Genomic DNA, 20363 nt, shown 5'->3' on the forward strand with positions numbered 1-20363 from the left:
CGTGGCCTTCGTCCGCGCGGGCTCCCTGCGCTTCCACGTCCAGCGGCTCCCGGCCACCGCCGGGGCCGACTCCCCGGGCCGGCCCGTCGTGGTGTTCCTGCACGGGCTCGTCGTCGACAATCTCTCCTCCTTCTACTGCCCGCTGGCCGTACCGGTTGCGCGGTCCGGCCACGAGGCGGTCCTGTACGACCTGCGCGGCCACGGCCGTACCGAGCGCCCGGGGTCCGGCTACGACAGCCCCACCGCCGTACGGGACCTGTTCGCCCTGCTCGGCGCGCTGGGCCTCGGGCAGCGCCCGGTCCACCTGGTCGGCAACAGCTACGGCGCGACCCTCGCCCTGCACGCGGCGCTGGCCCGGCCCGATCTCGTCACCGGGCTCACGCTCCTGGAACCGCCGCTCAGCGGCGCCTGGGTGGAGAACATGGTGGACACCCTGTCGGCCGCCGCGCTCAGCCTGGAGGACAGCACGGTCCCCACCGAGCTGCTCACCCTGCGGCTGCGCAAGGCCGCCAACCTCACGGCCATCGCCGATTCCCTCCTCAACCGCACCACGCTCATCGACGACATCGCCGCGAGCCGCACCTTCACCGCGGCGGACTACGCCCGGCTGCACTGCCCGGTCCTGATCATCTGCGGGGAGCATTCCGAACTGCTTGCGGGGGGCCAGAAGTTGGCGCGGCACGCCCCGCACTGCACGCTGCGGGTCCTGCCGGGCCTGGGGCACGACGTCCTGAAGGAGAGCAGCGGGGTCCTGCGCGAGGCCGTCCTCGCCCACCTCGAGGCGACGGCGGCGCGGGCGCGGGCGGGAGCTCTGGTCCGGTGAAGGTGCTGTTCACCGTGCCGCCGCTGGCGGGGCATGTCAATCCGACCGTGGCCGTCGGCGCCGAACTGGCCGCCCGGGGGCACGAGATCGCCTGGACCGGACCTGCCTCGGCGCTGGCCCGGCTGCTGCCGCCGCAGGCCCGGATCCTGCCCGCCGGGGAGGATCTCGGCGGCGGGTACGCGGAGCTGCACGAGCGCTGGCGCGATCTGCGCGGCGTCGGTGCGCTGCGGTTCCTGTGGGAGGAGGCCCTGGTGCCGCTGGCCCGGGCGATGGTTCCGGGGGTGACCCGGGCGGTGCGCGCCTTCGGACCCGACGTGCTGGTCGCCGACCAGCAGGCGCTGGCCGGGCCCCTGGTCGCCCGGCGGCTCGGCGTGCCGTGGGCGACGTCCGCCAGTACCTCGGCCGAGCTGACCCGGCCCTTCGCGGACTTCCCGAAGGTCGGCGAGTGGGTGGCCGGGCAGATCTCGGGCCTGCTCGTGGAGTTCGGCGCGGCGCCGGCTCCGGGGGGCGGGGCGGGCTGGGACCCGCGGTTCTCGGAGCGTCTGGTGCTGGTCTTCTCCACTCCCGAACTCGTCGGATCGGGGGCCGACTTCCCGCCGCACCACGCCTTCGTGGGTCCGGCCTTCGGCGCGCGTCCGGCGACGCCCGGCTTCCCGTGGCAGCGGCTGGATCCGGCGCGGCGGCGGGTGCTGGTGTCCCTGGGCACCCTCAACCAGGCGGCCGGGGCCCGCTTCTACGGCTCCGTGCTGGGGGCCGCCGAACGGCTCGCCGAGGAGGTCCAGTTCGTCCTCGCGGCGCCCCCCGCCCTGATCGGGGCCGTGCCGGACCACGTCCTGCTCCAGGAGAGCGTCCCCCAGCTGGAGCTGCTGCCGCACCTGGACGCGGTGGTCTGCCACGCGGGCCACAACACCGTCTGCGAGGCCCTCGCGCACGGGCTGCCGCTGGTCGTCGCCCCGATCCGGGACGACCAGCCGATCGTGGCCCGGCAGGTCGTCGAGGCCGGGGCGGGCGTCCGGGTGCGGTTCGGCAGGACCCGCGCCGAGGAACTGCGCGACGCGCTCACGGCCGTGCTGGACGACCCCGGCCCCCGCCGGGCCGCCCGGCGGATACAGGCCTCATTCGCCGCGGCGGGCGGGGCTGCCACCGCGGCCGACCGGTTGGAGAAACTGCTATGACGCCTCCCCCGCTCCCGCGGGTCCCCTGGACCTCCGTCCTGTTACTGGTCGCCCTCGGCGCGGGCACCGTGCGCGCCAGGCGCCGACTGCGCGCGATCCCGGTGCTGCCGGTGACCCCGCCGGCGGCGGCCGGGGTGCCGCGCGCCGCCGGGTGGCGGCTGCTCACCGCCCGGGGGGTCGAGCCGGATGCGGCCACCTTCCTCGCCGCCTGCGCGTACGCCGAGGCGGAGGGGCTGCGGGTGCTGGACCTGCTGCCCGCGGACCTGCCCGCCGAGCGGGCTCTCGGGCTGCTGCGCCTGGTCGACCCGGCCCGGTACCGGCAGGACCGGCTCGGCGCCGGGCGCGGGGCCGGGTTCGCCGTGCTCGTCACCGAGGAGGTGCTGGCCCGCGCCGGGGTGGAACCGGGGGATCCGCGCCCGGAGCCGGCGGAGCTTCTGGCGCTGACCCGCCGGTTGAAGGAGTACGCCGCCGACGCCACGGGCCTGGCCGTCGCCCCCGGTCTGAGCTGCGGCGGGGCCGGGGATCCCGGAGGGCCGGCGCGGGCCGCCGAGTTGCGGGCCCAGGGGCTGCCGCCGGCGGCGCTGGCATCGGCGCAGCTCGGCGGGCTGGCGCTGCTCGCGGGGGTCGCCGTACGCCAGGGCCGGTGGGGCGCCGCCGCGGCGGGTCTGTACTGGCTCCAGCCGTACCTGGTCCTCGGCGGGCCGGGCTCCCCGCTGCGGCCGGCCGGTCTGGGCCGGGCCACGGCGGCCCGGCCGCTGCGCTCCCTCGGCTCGGGCCTGCGTACGGCCGCGGCGGCCCGCCGGGACGCGGCGCCGGACGGCGCCTCCGAGGCCGCGCGGGCGGCCGCCTACCGGGCGGACCTGGCGGAGGGGGCCGGGCGCTTCCTCGAACCGCGCCGCACGGACTGCCCGTGGTGCGGCGGCGACCGGCTCACCGTCCGGGTCCGGATGCCCGACCTGCTCCAGGCCAAGCCGGGCCGCTTCACGCTGGAGCGGTGCGAGGACTGCGGGCACGTCTTCCAGAACCCCCGGCTGACCCCGGAGGGGCTGGAGTTCTACTACCGCGACTTCTACGACGGGCGCGGCGGCGAGGGCACGGGCACCGTCTTCGGCACTCAGGGCGCCGCTTACCGGGGGCGCGCCGAGATGCTCCTCCCCCACGCCGACCCGGCGACCTGGCTCGATGTCGGCACCGGGCACGGCCACTTCTGCAACGCGGCGCGGGACGTCTGGCCGCAGACCCGGTTCGACGGGCTCGACATGGGCGAGGGGGTGCGCGAGGCCGAGCGCCGCGGCTGGGTGGAGAGCGGATACCTGGGCCAGTTCCCGGAGTTCGCCCCGAAACTGGCGGGCCAGTACGAGGTGGTCAGCATGTACCACTACCTGGAGCACACCCGGGAGCCGCTCGCCGAACTGGACGCGGCGGCCGCGGTGCTCGCCCCCGGCGGGCTCCTGGCCATCGAACTGCCCGATCCGCAATCGCGCATGGCCCGGCTCCTGGGTCCGCTCTGGCTGCCCTGGTTCCAGCCGCAGCACCAGCACCTGATGCCCGCCGCCAATCTGCGCGAGGCTCTGGCCGACCGGGGGTTCACGGTCATCGCGGAGGAGCACGGACCGGCCCACCAGGGCAATGACTTCTTCGGCGCGGTGGCCTTCGCGGCGACGCGGGTGTCCCCGGACCCGGACCGGCCGTGGGGCCCGGGCCCCACGCCGCGCGCCCGGCTCCTGGCCCACGCCGTACGGGTGGCCGCGCTGCCGTGCTTCGCCGCCGCGGTGGCGCTCGACACGCTGCGCTCGGCGGTGGCCCGGCGCACGGACGGCGGCAACGCCTACCGGATGCTGGCCCGCAAGGACGTCCCGTGACGGGCGCGGAGCCCTCCGGCGGCGGGCTGGACCTGGCCCGGCGGGCGACGGCCGATCCGCTGTACCGGCTCGTCGCCTACGCGCTGGAGGCGGCGCACGGGCGACCCCCGGCCGCCGTGTGGAGCGCCCCGTACGCCTTCCACCTGAACTCCCCCGGGCTGGTTGCGGCGGCCGGCTGGCCCACGGCCGCGGCGGCCGCCCCGCGGACCGACGGCCTGGTGCGGCTCAGCTCCCTCGGCCATCCCGCGGACAGCTGCGATCTGCCGCTGACCCTGTCCGGTCCGCCGCCGGCCGCTCCCGCCTGGGCCGTCCGGCCGTACGCCGTGCTGCGGGCGCTGGCCCGGGACGGGTACGGCGCCGACGGCACGGACCTGCACGTCCAGGGCTCGCTCACGGGGGCCGCCGGGCTGGCGACGGCGGAGCCCGCCGAGTGCGCGGTGGCGCTGGCGGTGGCCGACGTGCACAGCGCGGCGGGTGAGCAGCCGGACCGCGAGCGGCTGGCCCGGCTGCTGGCCGGGGCGCTGCCGGACGGGGACGACGGGCTGCGGCGGGCGGTGCTCTTCGCCCGGTCGGGCCGGGCGCTGCTGCTGGGGGACGAGCCCCGCAGGCGCCAGCGCTACGTCGCCTTCGACCCGCCGGCCTCGGGAGCGCGGCTGGTGCTGGTCGCCGTCCGCGGCGAGGCCGCGGACCGGCCCCGGGAGCTGGCGCGGGCCGTGGCCTGCGCCCGCCGGGCGGGGGCGCTCAGCGCCTGGCCGCCCGGGCGGCGGCCGGGGCGGAGCGTACTGGTGCTGCTGCCCGAGGGGCAGCCGGCGGCCGTGCGAGCGGCGGTGGCGGCGGACTTCCGCGACCGGGGGCGGCCCGTACCGCGGTTCCTGAACATCGCCGTGGCCGGCGCGGCGCGGCGCGAGGAATGACCCCTGACGGAACACATCGAGGAGGAGAACGACCCATGCCCACCCCACAACCCTCACCGACGGCGCACACGAGACGCGGGTCCCTGTGGTCCGCGCTCGCGGCCGCGCTCGGCGCGCTCGGCCTGCTGGGCGCCTTCACCGTGGCCAACTCCCAGGCGGCGGAGCCCGGCTCCCCGGCCGCGGCGGCCGCGGCCGCCGCGCTGCCGGCGTACGACCACGTGGTGGTCGTGGTGTACGAGAACAAGCAGTACGGGGAGATCATCGGCAGCGCGAACGCCCCGTACATCAACCAGCTGGCGAACGGCGGCGCGAGCCTGACCGGCATGAAGGCGCTGACCCACCCCAGCCAGCCGAACTACTTCAATCTCTTCTCCGGTGCCACCCAGGGCATCACCGGCGACGGCTGCTACACCCCGCAGTCGATGACGGCGCCCAACCTCGGCCAGGAGCTGATCGCGGCCGGCAAGAGCTTCGCGACGTACAACGAGGACCTGCCGAACGAGGGGTCCACGGCGTGTACGAACGGCCAGTACGCGCAGAAGCACAACCCGTGGTTCGCGTTCAGGAACGTGCCGCTGAACACCGGTAGGACCTGGACGCAGTTCCCGCAGAACAACTTCGCGGCGCTGCCGGACCTCTCCTTCGTGGTCCCCAACCAGTGCAACGACATGCACTCGTGCTCCGTCGGCACGGGCGACACCTGGACGCGCAACAACATCGACGCCTACGCACAGTGGGCGAAGGCCAACAACAGTCTGCTGGTGCTGACCTGGGACGAGGACAACTACCTGGGCTCGAACCAGATCGCCACCGTCTTCTACGGGGCGAAGGTCAAGACGGGCAGGTACGCCACGGCCTTCAACCACCACCATCTGCTGCGGACCTTCGAGGACCTCTTCGGTACGGCGACGCACGCGGGCAACGCGGCCAACGTCCAGCCGATCACCGACGTCTTCGACACCTCGTCGAACCCGACACCCACCCCGACCCCGACCCCCACACCCACACCCACGCCGACCCCGACTCCCACACCTACCCCCACCCCGACGGCGGGCGGTCTGCAACTGGCCGACCCCGGCGCGCAGACCTGCACATTCAACCGGTCCTGCACCATCCAGCTCCGCGCCACCGGCGGCAGACCGCCGGTCCGGTACGCGGCCACCGGCCTGCCCTGGGGCCTGAGCGTGGATGCCGGTTCCGGGCGCATCAGCGGCAAGCCGTGGGGCAGCGGAACCGTCCAGGTCACCGCGACCGCCACGGACTCCGCGGGCACCACCGTCACCGCCGGCTTCCCGCTCACCGTCAACTGGTTCTAGACCCGGCCCGGAGGCATGCGTGTACCTGTCGACCACCCGGGCCTCGGACCTCGCCGGGGACACCCCTGCCCCGAAGGGCCCCTTGCGGGCCGTCCCCGGCACGGTGTTCGCGCTCGGGCTGGTCAGCCTGGTCACGGACGTCTCCGCGGAGATGGTCACCGCCGTCCTGCCGCTGTACCTGATGGCCGGACTCGGCATGTCCCCGCTCGCGTTCGGCGCCCTGGACGGTCTGCACCAGGGCGCCACCGCGGTGCTCCGCCTCGCGGGCGGGCGGATCGCCGACCGCACCCGGCGCCGCAAACTCGTCGCCGGCGCCGGCTACGCCCTGTCGGCCGTGTGCAAGGCGGCCCTGCTCGCCGCCACCACCCCCTGGACGGTGGCGGCGGTGCTCGCCGTCGACCGGACGGGCAAGGGGCTGCGGACCGCCCCGCGCGACGCGCTCATCTCCCTGTCCGTACCGCCCGGGGAGCAGGGCCGCGCCTTCGGCGTGCACCGGGCCCTGGACACGGCGGGCGCCCTGCTGGGGCCGCTGGCCGCCTTCGGGATCCTGTGGGTGGCGGTCGACGGGTACGAGGCCGTGTTCACCGTGAGTTGCTGCGTCGCCGTTCTCGGGGTGGTGCTGCTCGCGCTCTTCGTCCGGGAGGCCCCGGGGTCCCCGCCCTTCGCGGCGCCCGTCACCGACCGCGCCCGTCCGCCGCTGCCGCCCGTACGCACCCTGCTGCGCCTGCCCGGCCTGCGGCGGCTCGCGCTGACCGCCGCCGTGCTCGGCCTGTTCACCGTCGGCGACGCCTTCCTGTACCTGCTGCTCCAGCGCCGGCTCGACCTGTCGGCCGCGTACTTCCCGCTGCTGCCCGTCGCCACGGCGGCCGTGTTCCTGCTGGCCGCACTGCCCGTGGGACGGCTCGCCGACCGACTGGGCCGGCGCCGGATCTTCCTCGGCGGGCACGTCCTGCTGCTCGGGGCCTGTCTGCTGCTCCTGGCTCCGGTTCCGGCCGGGCCGCTGCTGGTGGCCGGCGTGCTCGCGCCGCTCGGCCTGTTCTACGCCGCCACCGACGGGGTGCTGATGGCGGCCGCCGGGCCGCTGCTGCCCGCCGAGCTTCGCGCGACCGGGCTGGCGGTGCTCCAGAGCGCGCAAGCCCTGGCCCGGTTCGCGGGCTCCCTGCTGTTCGGGGCGGCCTGGACGCTGTGGGGGCCGGGCCCGGCGCTGGGCCTGGCGGCGGCCGGGCTGCTGCTGTCCCTGACGGCGGTCTCCGTGTTCGGCGGGATCCGGGCGGACCCGGCGTCGTAGGGTCGGGGCATGCCGGAAACACAACGAACTCTCGAAGGCAGGGTGGCCCTCGTGGCCGGGGCGACGCGCGGCGCGGGCCGGGGCATCGCGGTCCAGTTGGGCGCGCAGGGCGCGACCGTGTACGTGTCCGGGCGCAGCACCCGGGGTCGGCGCTCGGAGTACGACCGGCCCGAGACGATCGAGGAGACCGCCGAGCTGGTCGCGGCGGCGGGCGGCCGGGGCATCCCGGTGGTCGCCGACCACCTGGTGCCGGCGGAGGTCGAGGCGCTCGTCGGGCGGATCGACAGCGAGCAGGGCCGCCTCGATGTCCTGGTCAACGACATCTGGGGCGGGGAGCGGCTCTTCGAGTGGAACAGCACGGTCGCGGAGCACGATTTGGACAAGGGGCTGCGGCTGATGCGGCTGGCGGTGGAGACCCACGCCATCACCAGCCACTTCGCCGTGCCGTTGCTGCTGCGCGAGCCGGGCGGGCTGGTGGTGGAGATGACGGACGGCACGGCCGAGTACAACGCGGCCAACTACCGCGTGTCCTTCTTCTACGACATCGCCAAGTCCTCGGTGCTGCGCATGGCGTTCGCGCTGGCGCATGAGCTGGGGCCCCGCGGGGCGACGGCGGTGGCGCTGACCCCGGGCTGGCTGCGCTCGGAGATGATGCTGGACAACTTCGGTGTGACGGAGGAGAACTGGCGGGAGGCGCTGAAAGAAGTCCCGCACTTCGCCATCTCCGAGACCCCGTCGTACGTGGGCCGGGCGGTCGCGGCGCTCGCGGCGGACCCGGAGGTGGCCCGCTGGAACGGCGCGTCCCTCTCCAGCGGGCAGCTCGCCCAGGTCTACGGCTTCACGGACCTGGACGACAGCCGGCCGGACTGCTGGCGCTACATGGTCGAGGTCCAGGACCCGGACCGCCCCGCGGACACCACCGGCTACCGCTGAGCGGTCCGGGCGAGCGGCAGATCCGCCGGAGCGCTCTCGTTCCTGGGCCCGGCGGCCCGGAGCACGACGTCCAGGACCCGATCCGGATCGCAGGCGTACCCTCCACTGGCCCAGGCCGGGTTGGCCTCGATCGCCGCCCAGCCACCCTCCTCCAGGAGGCCCACGTCGACCACCGCCGCGGAGGGCAGTGAGCCGTCGGCCGCCGCCAGCAGTTCGGCGGCGAAGGCCCGGACGTCCGCCGCGTACGGGTCCAGGTCGAGGGGGGCAGGGTCGAGCCGGGGCCCCACCGCGTAGCGGCTGCCGTCGTGCACGGCTCCGTCCAGGACGAACAGCCGGTATTCGCGGGCGAAGCAGACGATGTCGCTGACCAGGTCGGGGCGTAGCGCGGGACCCCTCAGGGCAGGCGCAGCTCGCGGCCCTCGCCGAGCGGGGCGAAGAAGCGCTCCACGTCCGCCCCGCTCACCCCGGCCAGGGTCGCCGGGGACCAGCGCGGATCGCGGTCCTTGTCGATGACCTGCGCCCGGATGCCCTCCACGAGGTCGGGCGAGGTCAGCGCGTTGCAGGAGATGCGGAACTCCTGGGCGAGCACCGGCTCCAGCGCGGCGAGGGCCGATGCCCGGCGCAGGGCGGCGAGAGTGACCTTGAGCGCGGTCGGGGACTTGGCCAGGATCACCTCGGCGGCCTCCTTGGCGGCGGGCTCCCCCCTGCCGAGCAGCCGCTCCACGATCTCCTCGACGGTGTCGGCCGCGTAGCAGTGGTCGATCCAGCCGCGCCGGTCGGCGAGCTCGCCGGGCCCGGGGGTGGCGGCGTAGCGCGGCAGCACCTCGTGGGCGGGTGCCCCGGCGAGTGCGGCCGTCAGCTCCGGGAGCCGGGCGGCCGGTACGAAGTGGTCGGCGAGCCCGCACAGCAGCGTGTCGGCGGCGCCCACGGCGGCCCCGGTGAGGGCGAGATGGGTGCCCAGTTCGCCGGGCGCGCGGCCGAGCAGGTGGGTGCCGCCGACGTCGGGAACGAAGCCGATGCCGGTCTCGGGCATGGCGACGCGGGAGCGTTCGGTGACGATCCGGACCGAGCCGTGGGCGGAGACGCCGACGCCGCCGCCCATGGTGATGCCGTCCATGAGGGCCACGTACGGCTTGGGGTAGCGGGCGATGCGGGCGTTGAGCCGGTACTCGTCGCGCCAGAAGTCCGCCGAGGCCGTCCTTCCGGCCTTGGCGTCGTCGTGGATGGCCCGGATGTCCCCGCCCGCGCACAGGCCGCGCTGACCGGCGCCGCGGATCAGGACCTGGTGCACGGCCGGATCGGCCGCCCATGCGGCGAGTGCCTCGTCGATGCGGAGCACCATGGGGTGGGTGAGGGCGTTGAGGGCCCTGGGGCGGTTGAGGGTGACCACCCCGGTCCGGCCGTCGGTGTGGAACAGCACGGTGCTCGCGTCTTCGGCCTGCGCGTCGTCGGCCTGCGCGTCGTCGGTCTTCACACGGCCAGTATCTCCACGCCCCGCGCCGCTCCCCCGCCGGGTGCTCCCGGGGCGCACCGTCGGGTGCCGTGCGAAGGATCGTGCTGATGGCGGGCGGCGGGCCGCGGCGTCAGGCGCCGGGCCCGGGGCGGGGGGCCGCCCGGTGGGCCTGCCAGGCAGCCAGGGCCTCGGGGCGCCGGCCGTCCGGGTGTTGTGCGTGCCAGGCGCGCAGGAAGCGGTTGAACTCGAACTGCGGTCCCACCTCCTGGTGCTCGGCCGCCCGCACCCGGGTGGCGTGCCAGTGGGCGACGGCCTCGGCGAGGGTGTGTCCCGCGTGCTGGGCGACGTAGTCACGCATGAAGGCGTCGAAGTGGAAGCCGGGGCCGATCTCCCGTACGAAGTACGCGCGCAGCACCTGGCTGCACCGCTGGCCGGGCGGGATCACGCTCGCGCCGGTGACGGGGGCGGCGAGCTGCCGTCCGGTACGGCGGCGTACCGGGGCCGCAGCGGCGGGTGCGGGGAGCCCGTCGAGCGCGGCGGCGAGGCGCGCGGTGACAGCGGCCTTCCCACCTCCGGCCGGGAGCCCCATCTCCCGCGCGAGCGCACTCAGTTCGGCAAGCGTCCAGTACCAGCGCAGCAGCTCGGCCCCGGTCAGTGCGGGCGTCGGGGCGGGCCGGGACTCCACCACATTCGCACTCATGTTCCTATTCTAGGTGGAGCGCGAAGGCGGCGGGCCCCGTATCGTCGGACCATGCACGCCGCAGCCGAACCGGACCGCCTCGCCCTCGGCGAGGACACCGCCCTCGTGCTCATCGACCTCCAGAGGGGCATCCTCGGTCTGCCCACCACGAGGCCCTCCGCCCAGATCCTGGAGCACGGGATCGCGCTCGCCGAGGCGTTCCGCGCCCGCCGGCTGCCCGTGGTCCTGGTCAAGGTGGCATGGTCCCCGGACGGCGGCGACCTGCCCACCGCCAATGTGGACCGCCCGGGCCCGGCCGCCGCGCCGCCCGCCGCCTTCTCCGAGATCCCCGCCGAGCTCGCCGCCCTCGGGGACGTGGTCGTCACCAAGCGCCACTGGGGCGCCTTCACCGGCACCGAACTCGACCTCCAGCTGCGCCGCCGCGGCATCCACCGCATCGTGCTGGGCGGGATCTCCACCAGCGTCGGCGTCGAGTCCACGGCCCGTACGGCGTGGGAGCTCAGCTACGACCTGGTCTTCGCGGAGGACGCCACCGCCGACACCGACGCCGACTCCCACGCCCACACCTTCGGCAAGATCTTCCCGCGCATCGGCAAGGTCAGCACCACGGACGAGGTCATCGCGGCCCTGGGCCCTTGACCGGCCCCGCGGGCCCGGCGTGCCGGGTCCGGTCCGCGGTCGGCGTCGATGCCGCGCCGATGCCCGCACCCACGCGCACCCCCACGCCCACGCCGATGCCGATGCCGAGCACCGACGCCGAGGGCGGTTCACCCGTAACCGAGCGGGCGCCCGCGGGTTAGCAGCGGGAGGGTGGAGGAGTTCTCATGGCGCAGCGGCACACCACGTCCCTACGGCTGCGCCTCCAATACCGGTTCGACCATCTGGTGGCGGGCGGAACCCCCGCGCTCATCGGCTGGTTCGCGCTCGCCTGCCTCGCCGTCGTGGTGCCGGCGAGCACGGTGCTCGTCTGGGCCGACCGGTCCGCCCCGGCGACCCTGTCCGGGCGGCTCACGGCCGTGTGGGTCAGTGTCGGGCAGACGCTCAAGATCGGTGGCGCGGTCGGGTCGCCCCTCTACGTCCTGGCTTCCGTGACCCTCGCGCTGGTCGCCCTGCTGTTCGTGTCCACGCTGGTCAGTCTGATCACGACCGGCATCAACCAGCGCATCATGCTGCTCCGCCGCGGCCACTCCACCGTCCTGGAGTCCGGGCACACCGTCGTGCTGGGCTGGTCCGACCAGATCTTCCCGGTGATCGGCGAGCTGGTGTCCGCGAACGCCAACCAGCGCCGGTCGGCTGTCGCCGTCCTCGCCCAGAAGGACAAGGTGGAGATGGAGGAGGAGATCGCCGCCTCCGTCCCCGACACCGGCGCGACGAGGATCATCTGCCGCAACGGCCGCACCACCGACCCCCTGGAGCTCGCCCGTGTCAGTCCGCGGACCGCGAAGGCCGTACTCGTACTGCCCCCGGAGGGGGACACCGGCGACGCCCACGTGGTGAAAACCCTGCTCGCCCTCGACGCGGCGGTCCCCGAGCCCGGTGGGGCCGTGGTGGTCGCCGCCGTCCGCGACACCCGCCACCACGTCACCGCCCGGCTGGCCGCCGGGCCCGGCGGGCACGTCCTGTGCGTCGACGACATCATCGCGAGGCTCCTCGTCCAGACCGCCCGCGAGCCCGGACTGTCCCTCGTCTACCAGGACCTGCTCGACTTCGCGGGCGACGAGTTCTACACCATCCCGTCCCAGGGCCTTGCCGGACGCACCTTCGGCGAGGCCCTGTTGGCGTTCACCACGTCCTCGGTCGTGGGCCTGCTGCATCCCGACGGCGCCGTCGCGCTCAATCCGGCTCCCGGTACGGCGATCGGCGCGGACGACCGGATCATCCTCATCTCCCGGGACGACGACACGGCCGTACCGGCGGACGCGTCCTCGTGCGTGGAGGAGGACGCGATCGTCATGGCCCGACCCGGGGAGCCCGTGGCAGAACGTCTGCTCCTCCTCGGCTGGAACCGCCGCGCTCCGCTCATCGTGGAGCAGCTCGACCAGTTCGTGAGCCCCGGGACCACGCTCGACGTGGTCTCGCTCGGCGACGAGACGACGATGCGCTGCACGGCCGGCATCTCGGGGGTGCGCAACCGGCTCGAAGTGGACTTCCGCAGCGGGGACATCACCGATCCCGAGCTGCTGGCCAAGCTGGACGTGCCCTCGTACGACAGTGTGATCGTCATCGGTGAGACGGACCACGAGGTCGTCTCACCGGGCCCCCGAATGCCGGACCGCGCCATCGACCTCGCCCTCGCTCCGGAGACCGGGACGCAGACGGACGACCGGACGCTGGTCACCCTGCTGCACCTGCGGGCGATCGGGGAGGCCGCGGGGCGTCAGCTGTCGCTCACCACGGAGATGTCCGACGACGGCAACCGGCTGCTCGCGCCGGCCCGCGAGGGCGCCGACTTCATCGTCAGCGGTCGGCTGATCAGCCTGCTCATGACCCAGATCTCGGAGAGCCGCTATCTTGCGGACGTCTTCGCGGAGTTGTTCCGGGCCGAGGGCAACGAGCTGCACCTCAAGCCGGTCGCGGACTATGTGCGGACCGACCGCGAGGTGGCCTTCGCCACCCTGGTCGAGTCGGCGCGCCGCCGCGGCGAGTGCGCGGTCGGCTACCGGCTGCGCGCCGAGACCGCCACGGGTCCCGCGTACGGTGTGCGGCTCAATCCGGACAAGCGGCAGCGGGTCCGCTTCGGCGAGCACGACTGGCTGATCGTGCTCGCCGAGAGCTGAGGTGCACCCGCCGGTCGCCGTCTCCGTCTCCGCCTGTGTCGTTCAGAGCGTCGAGTGGACCTCCAGGGCGGTCCGGACAGCGGATTCCAGGGCTCCCTCGATCCACGCCGGCTTGATGGAGGTGTGGCACCCGGCGAAGTGCAGGTTCCCCTCCGCCTTGCGGACGTGGGGGAAGAGCTCGGTGTGCTGGCCCGGCAGCAGCACGGAGGCCTCGCCGTAGGCGTACGGGTCGCGCATCCAGGACTGGGTGCGCCCCACGCCGGTGTAGAACACCTCGATCCGCTGCCCGAACACCTCCTGCACCCCGGCGAGGGCGCGGGGGTAGCGCTCCTCGTCGTCCAGGGAGTCCCACTTCAGGGCGTCGTCCGACCAGCTGTAGGAGGCGAGCACGACCCCGCCCGCGCTGCCCTCGACAGGGTAGGAGGGCTGGAACATGAAGCGGTTGGGATTGTCGGTGGCCGAGCCGCCGCCGATCACGTGGGCCGCCTCGGGCTGGTCGCGGGTGATCCCGCGGCAGGCCGCGTAGTGCTCCCGCTGCGCGGTGGAGATGCCGCGGTCGGACACGGAGGAGTGGGCGCCCAGCAGCGCGCCGTCCGCCGGGGTCTGCCCGAGCTGGTACTTGCGGTACAGGCCGGGCCGCACCGCCTCCAGCTCGCGCTTCCAGTCGGCCTCGTCGAACTCCCACCAGCGGCGGCTGAATTCCAGCAGCACCTTGGTCGCCGCGTCGTAGTGCAGCTCGGTGATCGCACGCCGCTTGCCGTACGAGAGCGCGGGCGCGACGGGGATGTGGCGCAGCCCGGAGAAGGGCACGGTGATGATCGCGGTGTCGCCGGTGAAGGTCTCGCGCCGCACGGGGCTGCCGCCGCGGCCCTCGGAGACGGTCTCGACGCTGACCTCGCCCTCCCCGTGGGTGATCCGGGTGGCCCGCCGGTCGAGCCGCACGAGGTCCTCGACGCGGGCGTACAGGGCGTCGGCCAGGGTGGCCGTACCGCCGGGCAGTTCGAAGAAGGCGGTGTCCGGGCTGATCAGCGAGGCCCCGATGAAGCTGTGCACGAAGGCGAGGTGCAGGCGCGAGGTGAGGTTCTCGACGGTTCCGATCAGGTCGATCGTCCGCTCGTCGAGCTTGGCCTCCTCGGTCAGGTAGCGGTACATGGACATGTGGCCGTAGCGCTGGATGACGCGGGCCCACCCCTCGACGAGCTGCTTGTCCTTCTTGCCCTCGATCTCCTTGCGTACGGGGGCGAAGGCGTTGCGGACGATCTGCGCGGCGGGCACCCCCTCGTAGACCGCCGGGACCCCGAAGGACTTGTTGAGGGCCTGCGGGCCGCGCGCGTAGTCGGCGCGGCGGACGCGGATGCCGTTGACGAAGATCCACGTGCGGTAGGCGGGGCGGCCGGACCCGTCGACGTCGACCAGGTGGAAGCGCCTGCGCTTCAGGCCCAGGTTGTCGATCAGCCCGGTGACCAGGGGGTGGCTGTCGGGAATGCGCATCGCGCCGGCCTCGGCGTACTGCTTGGGGTCGGCGAAGGGGGCCGCGGACTTCTCGTGGCCGCCGGCACGGAAGGTCTTGATCCGGCCGCCCACCCGGTTGCCGTTGGCCTCGATGACGGTGACCTGGTGTCCGGCCTCGCGCAGCAGGTGGGCGGCCGTGAGTCCGGCCGGGCCCGCGCCGACGATCAGGACCTTCTTGCGGGTACGGGAGCGGGGCAGGCCGTGCTTCAGGAGGATGTCGGAGTAACGGGGCACCAGGGGCTCGTCGTCCTCGTCCCGTACGAGGACGGCCCGGGCGATGGTGAGGCAGGTCTCCCAGTCGGGACGCGCCGAACTCGACGGCCCCTGCGGGGTACCGGCGGACGCGGCGGCGACCGACAGGGCACCGGCTCCCGCCACGGCTGCCGCGCCGGCGATGACGGTACGGCGGGAGGGGCGGCGCGCGGGCGCCGGGGCCGGCTCGTCCGAGGTGCCGGGCGTGGGGTCGGGTACGGAGGCGGGCTCAATGATCATGTATCAACTGTCCCGGCCCCCACGTACCTTGAACGCCCAAAGGCACCCGGGTGGGGAACAATCACCCGGACGTGCGGCGGGTGTCGCACGACACTGACGAACGGGCATGCGAACCCGCCGGACGAGGGTGGGCGCGAGGCCGAGCACGAGCCCGAGCACGAGGACGGTTGCGGGAGCCTGCGGTTCAGTGGATCCGGCGCACCCGCTGACTGGTGAGCTCGTACCGGGCCCCGACGACGGCCAGCTCCCCGGCCGCGACCTTGGCCGCCAGCTCCGGCTCCGCGGCCAGCCGCGCCCGCACCAGCCGTACGTTCGCGGTGATGGCCGCGTCGATCCGCGCGGCCCCGCGCAGGGTGCGGTCGATCGCCGGGTGGATCTGGTCGACCAGGTACTGCATGTGGCCCGGCAGCGGGTCCCCTCCCCCGGCGGCCCGGACGGCGGCGGCGACCGCCCCGCAGGACTGGTGGCCGAGGACGACGACCAGCGGGATGCCCAGTTCGAGGACCCCGTACGTGATGCTCCCGAGCACCGCCTCGTCCAGCACCTCGCCGGCCGACCGCACGGTCAGCAGGTCGCCGAGGCCCTGGTCGAAGACCAGCTCCGGGGGAACCCGCGAGTCTACGCAGCCGAGGACGACGGCGAAGGGGTGCTGGCCGCCGACGAGCGTCTGCCGCACGATCCGCGTCTCGTCGGGGTGCCGCTCGTGCAGGGTCCGCCAGCGCGCGTTCCCCGCCTCCAGCTCCCCGAGGGCCGTCCGGGGCGTGGCGGGCCGGACCCTTCCGGGGCCCCCGGCGACGGGGGCGTCCGGGGCGCGCGGGGTACCGGCCACCAGGCCGGCCCCCAGGGCCACCGTGCCGGTCAGTACCACCCGGAGCAGCCGGCGCCGCCCCGGGCCGCCACGATATTCAGCATGGATGCTCATATCAGAACAAACTATGCATATCAGCCCCTGAAGGGTGGGCGCCGCTCTCGGGCGAGAACCCGTGGCGGACCGGCAGCGCCGACGCCGCGCCCTGGCCCCGTAAGGCGGGACAACGGCTGCCGGGCCCGCCCGTCCCGCGGTCAGCCGGCGTCGGAACGGGCTGCGGCGCCGTCGAGGAAGCCTCCCGACCAGTGCTGCCACAGCTTCGCGTAGGCCCCCTCCGAGGCGAGCAACTCCTGGTGCGTGCCGTGCTCGACGATGTGTCCGCGGTCGCCGGGCGCCGACACGCCCGCACTGCGGTGCGGCCGCCGGCGGCGGAGGCCACCGTCTCCACGTGCGGGCTCAGGTGTCACGGGCCCGCGAGTACGGTCAGCAGACGGGCCACTTCGACTGCCACCGCGTCCCGGGCCGGGCCGAGGTACGTGCGAGGGTCGGCGACCCCCGGCGACGACTGGAGGCGTTCACGCGCGGTGCGGGTGAAGATTGCATTGAGGTGGGTGGAGATATTGACCTCTGGTGCGGGACGCGAAGTTCAGCTGAAGCCGACCGCTCACCCTCCCTTCACCCGAATGTCTCGGAGAAGCCGGCGGTGCACGCCGTCGTCGATGTCGCCGGCGACCGGACAGGGAACCGCCGCAGCCGACAGGGCCACCGCCTGCCTCAGGATGTCCGGCCACACCGCCCGCGCGCACATCATGGCCCAGCGTGACGCGCAGACCGGTGCGTTCCTCCAGGAGCGCGGCGAGCGGGAGGTCGCGCCACCCGATGTTCGCCGACCACACGGCCCGACGCAGGTCGGCGTCGACGATGCCGATCGAGGACCGCACCCTTCATCCCGGTGCCACCGATATCAAGGCCAAGCACACAGCCTTGCGGGTAGGCATCACCGGACATGGGCGTTCCCGGGCGAGACGGACACACGGGATCGAAGGGGTCGCGCGAGCGGCGAGGGCCGCCGACGGACGCGGCGCGCCGGGCGTCGCGGGGTGAGACGTTTCCGGCTGGAGCCGGGAAGCTGCCTATGAATGAGCACCGAATCATCCAAATGATCGAAACTGCGCGCTAAGGGATATTAATGAGCTACTTCAATCATCATGCGTGAGTGAGTATCGGCCGTCGAGGCCTGCCACGTCTAGACCTTGGGTGGCACAGCCGACGCCGTACACGCATCACCCCAGGTGCGCGGTGCTCGATCTGCGGCGTTACGATCAACTCCGCGCATGCCTCTCGGGACGGCCGACCGGCCGCGCAGGCAGCGCAGGCCGCGCAGGCAGCGCAGGCAGCGCTCGGACCTCGGCGCGGCATCGGAGTTCCAGGGCAACGGAGGGGAAGCGGCGCATGTCCAAGCAGGAACGGTGGAGCGGGTTGCTGGAGTTGCTCGCGGTGGACGGCAAGTTGGAGGTCGAAGGCGCGGCCGCCACGTTGGCCGTATCACCCGCGACCATTCGGCGCGACCTCGACGAACTCGCCGAGCAGCAGCTCCTCGTCCGCACGCGCGGCGGAGCCATCGCGCACGGCGTGTCGTACGAACTCCCCCTGAGGTACAAGTCCTCGCGGCAGGTCTCCGAGAAGCTGCGCATCGCGAGCGCCGTGGCCGACCTGCTGACTCGCGGGGAAGTAGTTGGACTCAACGGGGGCACCACCACCACGGAAGTGGCGCGAGCCCTGTCCCTCCGAACGAGCGGAGGCGCGGAACGCGCAGAGAACACCGGCGGGCCGATGTACACCGTGGTCACGAATGCTCTGAACATCGCCAGCGAACTGGCGGTTCGCCCGCAGTTCAAGATCGTGGTGACCGGTGGCGTGGCGAGGCCCCAGACCTACGAGTTGGTGGGGCCGCTGACCCAGGGAGTCCTGAACCAGGTGGTGCTCGACGTCGCCGTACTCGGCGTCGACGGCGTGGACCCGGAGCTCGGCGTGATGACGCACCACGAGGACGAGGCCGGCATCAGCAGGCTCCTGACGGAGCGCGCCCGGAAGGTGATCCTGGCGACGGACTCGTCCAAGATGGGCAAGCGCGCCTTCGCCCGGATCTGCGGCCTCGACCGGGTCGACGTTCTCGTCACCGATTCCGGCATCGATCGCGACATGGCGGCGCGGCTTACCGACGCGGGTATCGAGGTCATCAGCGTCTGAGCACGCGATCGTCCCTGCGCGGGAGACGGCGGAGGGCCGCTCCGGATCGCTCCGGAACGGCCCCTTGTGCCACGGTCCTCGTGGGGTGCGGTGCGGGTGTCGGTTACGGGACGGGCTGCTGCTGGGTCACGCAGTGGATCCCGCCGCCGCCGGTGCCGAGCCGGTCGATGTTGAGCTGCTCGATGGTGCGGCCCGGGTAGAGCCGGGCGAGGGTGGCCTTCGCCGCGGTGTCGGCGCGGGTGTCGCCGAAGTGGGCGGTGATGACGGCTCCGTTGCACAGGTAGTAGTTGGCGTAGGAGGCGAGGAAGTCCGGGTTGGAGGAGCGGATCCTGTTGTAGTCGGGGCCCTGGATCTGGTCGACGGACATGCGCGTGCCGTCGGCGGCGGTGGACGCCGACAGGATCTGGTACTGCTGGCGCGCATCCTTGGCGTACACGTCGTTGTCGGAGGCCAGGGGCATCTGGACGGCGGCCCGGCCGGGGGCGAGGAAGCGCGAGGTCGCGTCGACGTGGTCGTCGGTGATGTCCTGACCCTTCACCCCGTCGAACCAGATGACCTTGGACGCGCCGTAGGCGGCGAGCATCGCGGACTCGATCTGCGCCTGCGTCTTGTTGGGGTTCCGGTTCTTGTTCACCAGGCTGCTGCGGGTGGCCATCAGGGTGCCCGCGCCGTCCTGCTCGATCGCGCCGCCCTCGCCCACCAGGGCGGCGGAGGTGAAGGGGACCCCCACGTAGGAAGCGATCCGTCCGGCGACCAGGTTGTCCCGGGAGTGGGCCTGCTTCTTGCCCCAGCCGTTGAAGTTGAGGCCGACGGCGTCCAGGCCGCCGGTTCCGTTGGTACGGAAGACGGGTCCCGTGTCGCGCATCCAGCAGTCGTCGACGGGGATGGTGCTGATGACGGTGACGGTGGAGCCGCACATCGAGCGGGCCTTGGACGCGCTGGCGGAGTTGGCGCACATGTGGACGGGCTCGTACTTGGCGATGGTGCGGGCGATGAGTGCGATGTCCTGCTGGACACCACTGAGCGTGTTGCCCCAGATGGAGGTGCTGTCGGGCCAGGCCATCCAGGTACGGGTGTGCCGGACGTCCTCGATCGGCACACGGAAGGAGCCCGCGGCCGCCGGGCGGAAGGCGCCCGCGGCCCCGGCCCGACCCTCGGTCGCCGCCAGTGCGGCCGCGGCGGCGGTGAGTCCCGCCGCTGCCAGGAACCTGCGTCTGCCCATGCCCTCGCCGGCGGGCCGGTTCACTGCGTGATCGTTCATGTGGGGGTTCCTCCGATGGCTCAACTACCCGCGGGGACAGCGGGGTTGACCGGAAAGCTAAAACTGGCCAAGCGCTCGGTCAATAGTTTGGACGAACTCATTCCGGTGGATCACGGAAAGCCCCAGGTCGCGCGTGAAAGCTGGTTAGAGTGACGCCATGGCAGCTGTCGCGAAGGACTCCGCAGACCGGCCCGCTCCCCCCGTACGGGCCGGCCGACCGCGCGCCTCGGCGAAGGGCGAGCAGACCCGGGCACGGCTGATCGCCGCCGCGCGGACCCTGCTCGCGGGCGAGCTGAGCGAAGGCTTCACCACCCGCAACGTCGCGGCCCTGTCCGGCGTTTCGCACGGGATGTGCCACTACCACTTCCAGGACCGGACCGATCTCGTCCTCGCGGTGATCGCGGACATCCGCCCCGAGTGGATCACGCCCCTGGAGGCGGCGGTCTCCGACCCCGGATCGTTCGCCGAGCGCGCCGAGCGGGTCGTCGTACTGCTCGGGCGGCCCGAGGGCGCCGAGCTCTCCCACCTCCATTCCGCCCTGCACTGGCAGGCGTTGAACGACATCCGGGTCCGCGAGAGCCTGGAGGTCGAGTACCGGCGCTGGCGCGCCTGCTTCGTCGCCCTGTTCCAGGTCCTGGCCGACGAGCGCGGCGGGGACCTCGACCCGCGCCCGCTGGGGCTGGCCGTGGGCGCCGCCGTCGACGGCCTGGCCGCCATGGACTCCCTCGGCGCCGACGGCGGCACCGAGCCGATCCTGCGCACATTGATCCGTACGCTCGCCGCGGGGGTATGACCCGCA

The 20363-nt window shown here is 73.6% G+C and carries 18 protein-coding genes; 11 read left to right on the forward strand and 7 right to left on the reverse strand.

The window, feature by feature from the left end:
- Nucleotide 1 precedes the first annotated feature (1 nt).
- From ACIQZO_RS25495 to ACIQZO_RS25525, 7 genes are read left to right on the forward strand one after another with little or no spacing between them, the layout of a single operon-like run.
- Nucleotides 2-823: an alpha/beta fold hydrolase gene (locus tag ACIQZO_RS25495; protein ID WP_403630104.1), complete on the forward strand. Its 822-nt coding sequence runs from the start codon at nt 2-4 to the stop codon at nt 821-823.
- Between the two features lie 2 nt (nt 824-825).
- The gene (locus ACIQZO_RS25500) at nt 826-1998 is read left to right on the forward strand and encodes a glycosyltransferase (protein ID WP_403630172.1); all 1173 of its coding nucleotides are present in this window, start codon (nt 826-828) and stop codon (nt 1996-1998) included.
- On the forward strand, nt 1995-3860 hold the full coding sequence (locus ACIQZO_RS25505; protein ID WP_403630107.1) for a methyltransferase domain-containing protein: 1866 nt from the start codon (nt 1995-1997) through the stop codon (nt 3858-3860). The genes ACIQZO_RS25500 and ACIQZO_RS25505 overlap by 4 nt, the downstream gene beginning before the upstream one ends.
- Nucleotides 3857-4774: a galactokinase gene (locus tag ACIQZO_RS25510; protein ID WP_403630109.1), complete on the forward strand. Its 918-nt coding sequence runs from the start codon at nt 3857-3859 to the stop codon at nt 4772-4774. The genes ACIQZO_RS25505 and ACIQZO_RS25510 overlap by 4 nt, the downstream gene beginning before the upstream one ends.
- A 35-nt stretch (nt 4775-4809) precedes the next feature.
- Nucleotides 4810-6090 carry an alkaline phosphatase family protein gene (locus ACIQZO_RS25515; protein WP_403630112.1) on the forward strand — a complete coding sequence of 427 codons (1281 nt, stop codon included), beginning with the start codon at nt 4810-4812 and terminating at the stop codon, nt 6088-6090.
- Nucleotides 6091-6109: 19 nt separating this feature from the next.
- Complete coding sequence (locus ACIQZO_RS25520; protein ID WP_403630114.1) at nt 6110-7378, forward strand: MFS transporter; 1269 nt, start codon at nt 6110-6112, stop codon at nt 7376-7378.
- A 9-nt stretch (nt 7379-7387) separates the two neighbouring features.
- A complete protein-coding gene (locus tag ACIQZO_RS25525; RefSeq protein WP_403630117.1) occupies nt 7388-8311 on the forward strand; it encodes an SDR family oxidoreductase in 924 nt (307 codons plus the stop codon).
- Here ACIQZO_RS25525 and ACIQZO_RS25530 read toward each other — a convergent pair.
- The 3 genes from ACIQZO_RS25530 to ACIQZO_RS25540 form a co-directional block, all read right to left on the reverse strand.
- Nucleotides 8302-8799 carry an ATP-grasp domain-containing protein gene (locus tag ACIQZO_RS25530; protein ID WP_403630175.1) on the reverse strand — a complete coding sequence of 166 codons (498 nt, stop codon included), beginning with the start codon at nt 8797-8799 and terminating at the stop codon, nt 8302-8304. The genes ACIQZO_RS25525 and ACIQZO_RS25530 overlap by 10 nt on opposite strands.
- The gene (locus ACIQZO_RS25535; protein WP_403630120.1) at nt 8706-9785 is read right to left on the reverse strand and encodes an enoyl-CoA hydratase/isomerase family protein; all 1080 of its coding nucleotides are present in this window, start codon (nt 9783-9785) and stop codon (nt 8706-8708) included. The genes ACIQZO_RS25530 and ACIQZO_RS25535 overlap by 94 nt, the downstream gene beginning before the upstream one ends.
- Before the next feature lie 109 nt (nt 9786-9894).
- Nucleotides 9895-10464: a DUF6434 domain-containing protein gene (locus ACIQZO_RS25540; RefSeq protein WP_403630123.1), complete on the reverse strand. Its 570-nt coding sequence runs from the start codon at nt 10462-10464 to the stop codon at nt 9895-9897.
- A 51-nt stretch (nt 10465-10515) separates the two neighbouring features.
- On the opposite strand from ACIQZO_RS25540, the gene ACIQZO_RS25545 reads away from it, so the two are divergent.
- Both ACIQZO_RS25545 and ACIQZO_RS25550 read left to right on the forward strand, forming a co-directional pair.
- Nucleotides 10516-11103, forward strand: coding sequence for a hydrolase (locus ACIQZO_RS25545; protein ID WP_403630125.1), 588 nt, complete (start codon nt 10516-10518; stop codon nt 11101-11103).
- Between the two features lie 185 nt (nt 11104-11288).
- A complete protein-coding gene (locus ACIQZO_RS25550; protein WP_403630128.1) occupies nt 11289-13241 on the forward strand; it encodes an NAD-binding lipoprotein in 1953 nt (650 codons plus the stop codon).
- Nucleotides 13242-13283: 42 nt separating this feature from the next.
- On the opposite strand, the gene ACIQZO_RS25555 is transcribed toward ACIQZO_RS25550, so the two are convergent.
- The 3 genes from ACIQZO_RS25555 to ACIQZO_RS25565 all read right to left on the reverse strand — a co-directional run bounded on the left by ACIQZO_RS25555 (nt 13284) and on the right by ACIQZO_RS25565 (nt 16454).
- The gene (locus ACIQZO_RS25555) at nt 13284-15245 is read right to left on the reverse strand and encodes a flavin monoamine oxidase family protein (protein WP_403630129.1); all 1962 of its coding nucleotides are present in this window, start codon (nt 15243-15245) and stop codon (nt 13284-13286) included.
- Nucleotides 15246-15429: 184 nt separating this feature from the next.
- Nucleotides 15430-16167 carry a carbonic anhydrase gene (locus tag ACIQZO_RS25560; RefSeq protein ID WP_403630132.1) on the reverse strand — a complete coding sequence of 246 codons (738 nt, stop codon included), beginning with the start codon at nt 16165-16167 and terminating at the stop codon, nt 15430-15432.
- Nucleotides 16168-16307: 140 nt separating this feature from the next.
- The gene (locus ACIQZO_RS25565) at nt 16308-16454 is read right to left on the reverse strand and encodes a hypothetical protein (RefSeq protein ID WP_403630178.1); all 147 of its coding nucleotides are present in this window, start codon (nt 16452-16454) and stop codon (nt 16308-16310) included.
- Between the two features lie 1051 nt (nt 16455-17505).
- On the opposite strand from ACIQZO_RS25565, the gene ACIQZO_RS25570 reads away from it, so the two are divergent.
- On the forward strand, nt 17506-18303 hold the full coding sequence (locus ACIQZO_RS25570) for a DeoR/GlpR family DNA-binding transcription regulator (protein WP_403630135.1): 798 nt from the start codon (nt 17506-17508) through the stop codon (nt 18301-18303).
- 103 nt (nt 18304-18406) lie between these two features.
- Here the strand turns inward: ACIQZO_RS25570 and ACIQZO_RS25575 are convergent, their stop codons facing one another.
- Nucleotides 18407-19564 carry an agmatine/peptidylarginine deiminase gene (locus ACIQZO_RS25575; protein ID WP_403630137.1) on the reverse strand — a complete coding sequence of 386 codons (1158 nt, stop codon included), beginning with the start codon at nt 19562-19564 and terminating at the stop codon, nt 18407-18409.
- Between the two features lie 157 nt (nt 19565-19721).
- Here ACIQZO_RS25575 and ACIQZO_RS25580 point away from each other — a divergent pair, with 157 nt between their 5' ends.
- Nucleotides 19722-20357, forward strand: coding sequence for a TetR/AcrR family transcriptional regulator (locus ACIQZO_RS25580; protein ID WP_403630140.1), 636 nt, complete (start codon nt 19722-19724; stop codon nt 20355-20357).
- Nucleotides 20358-20363: the final 6 nt, after the last annotated feature.

This window comes from Streptomyces sp. NPDC097617, assembly GCF_044761485.1.
GTDB lineage: Bacteria > Actinomycetota > Actinomycetes > Streptomycetales > Streptomycetaceae > Streptomyces.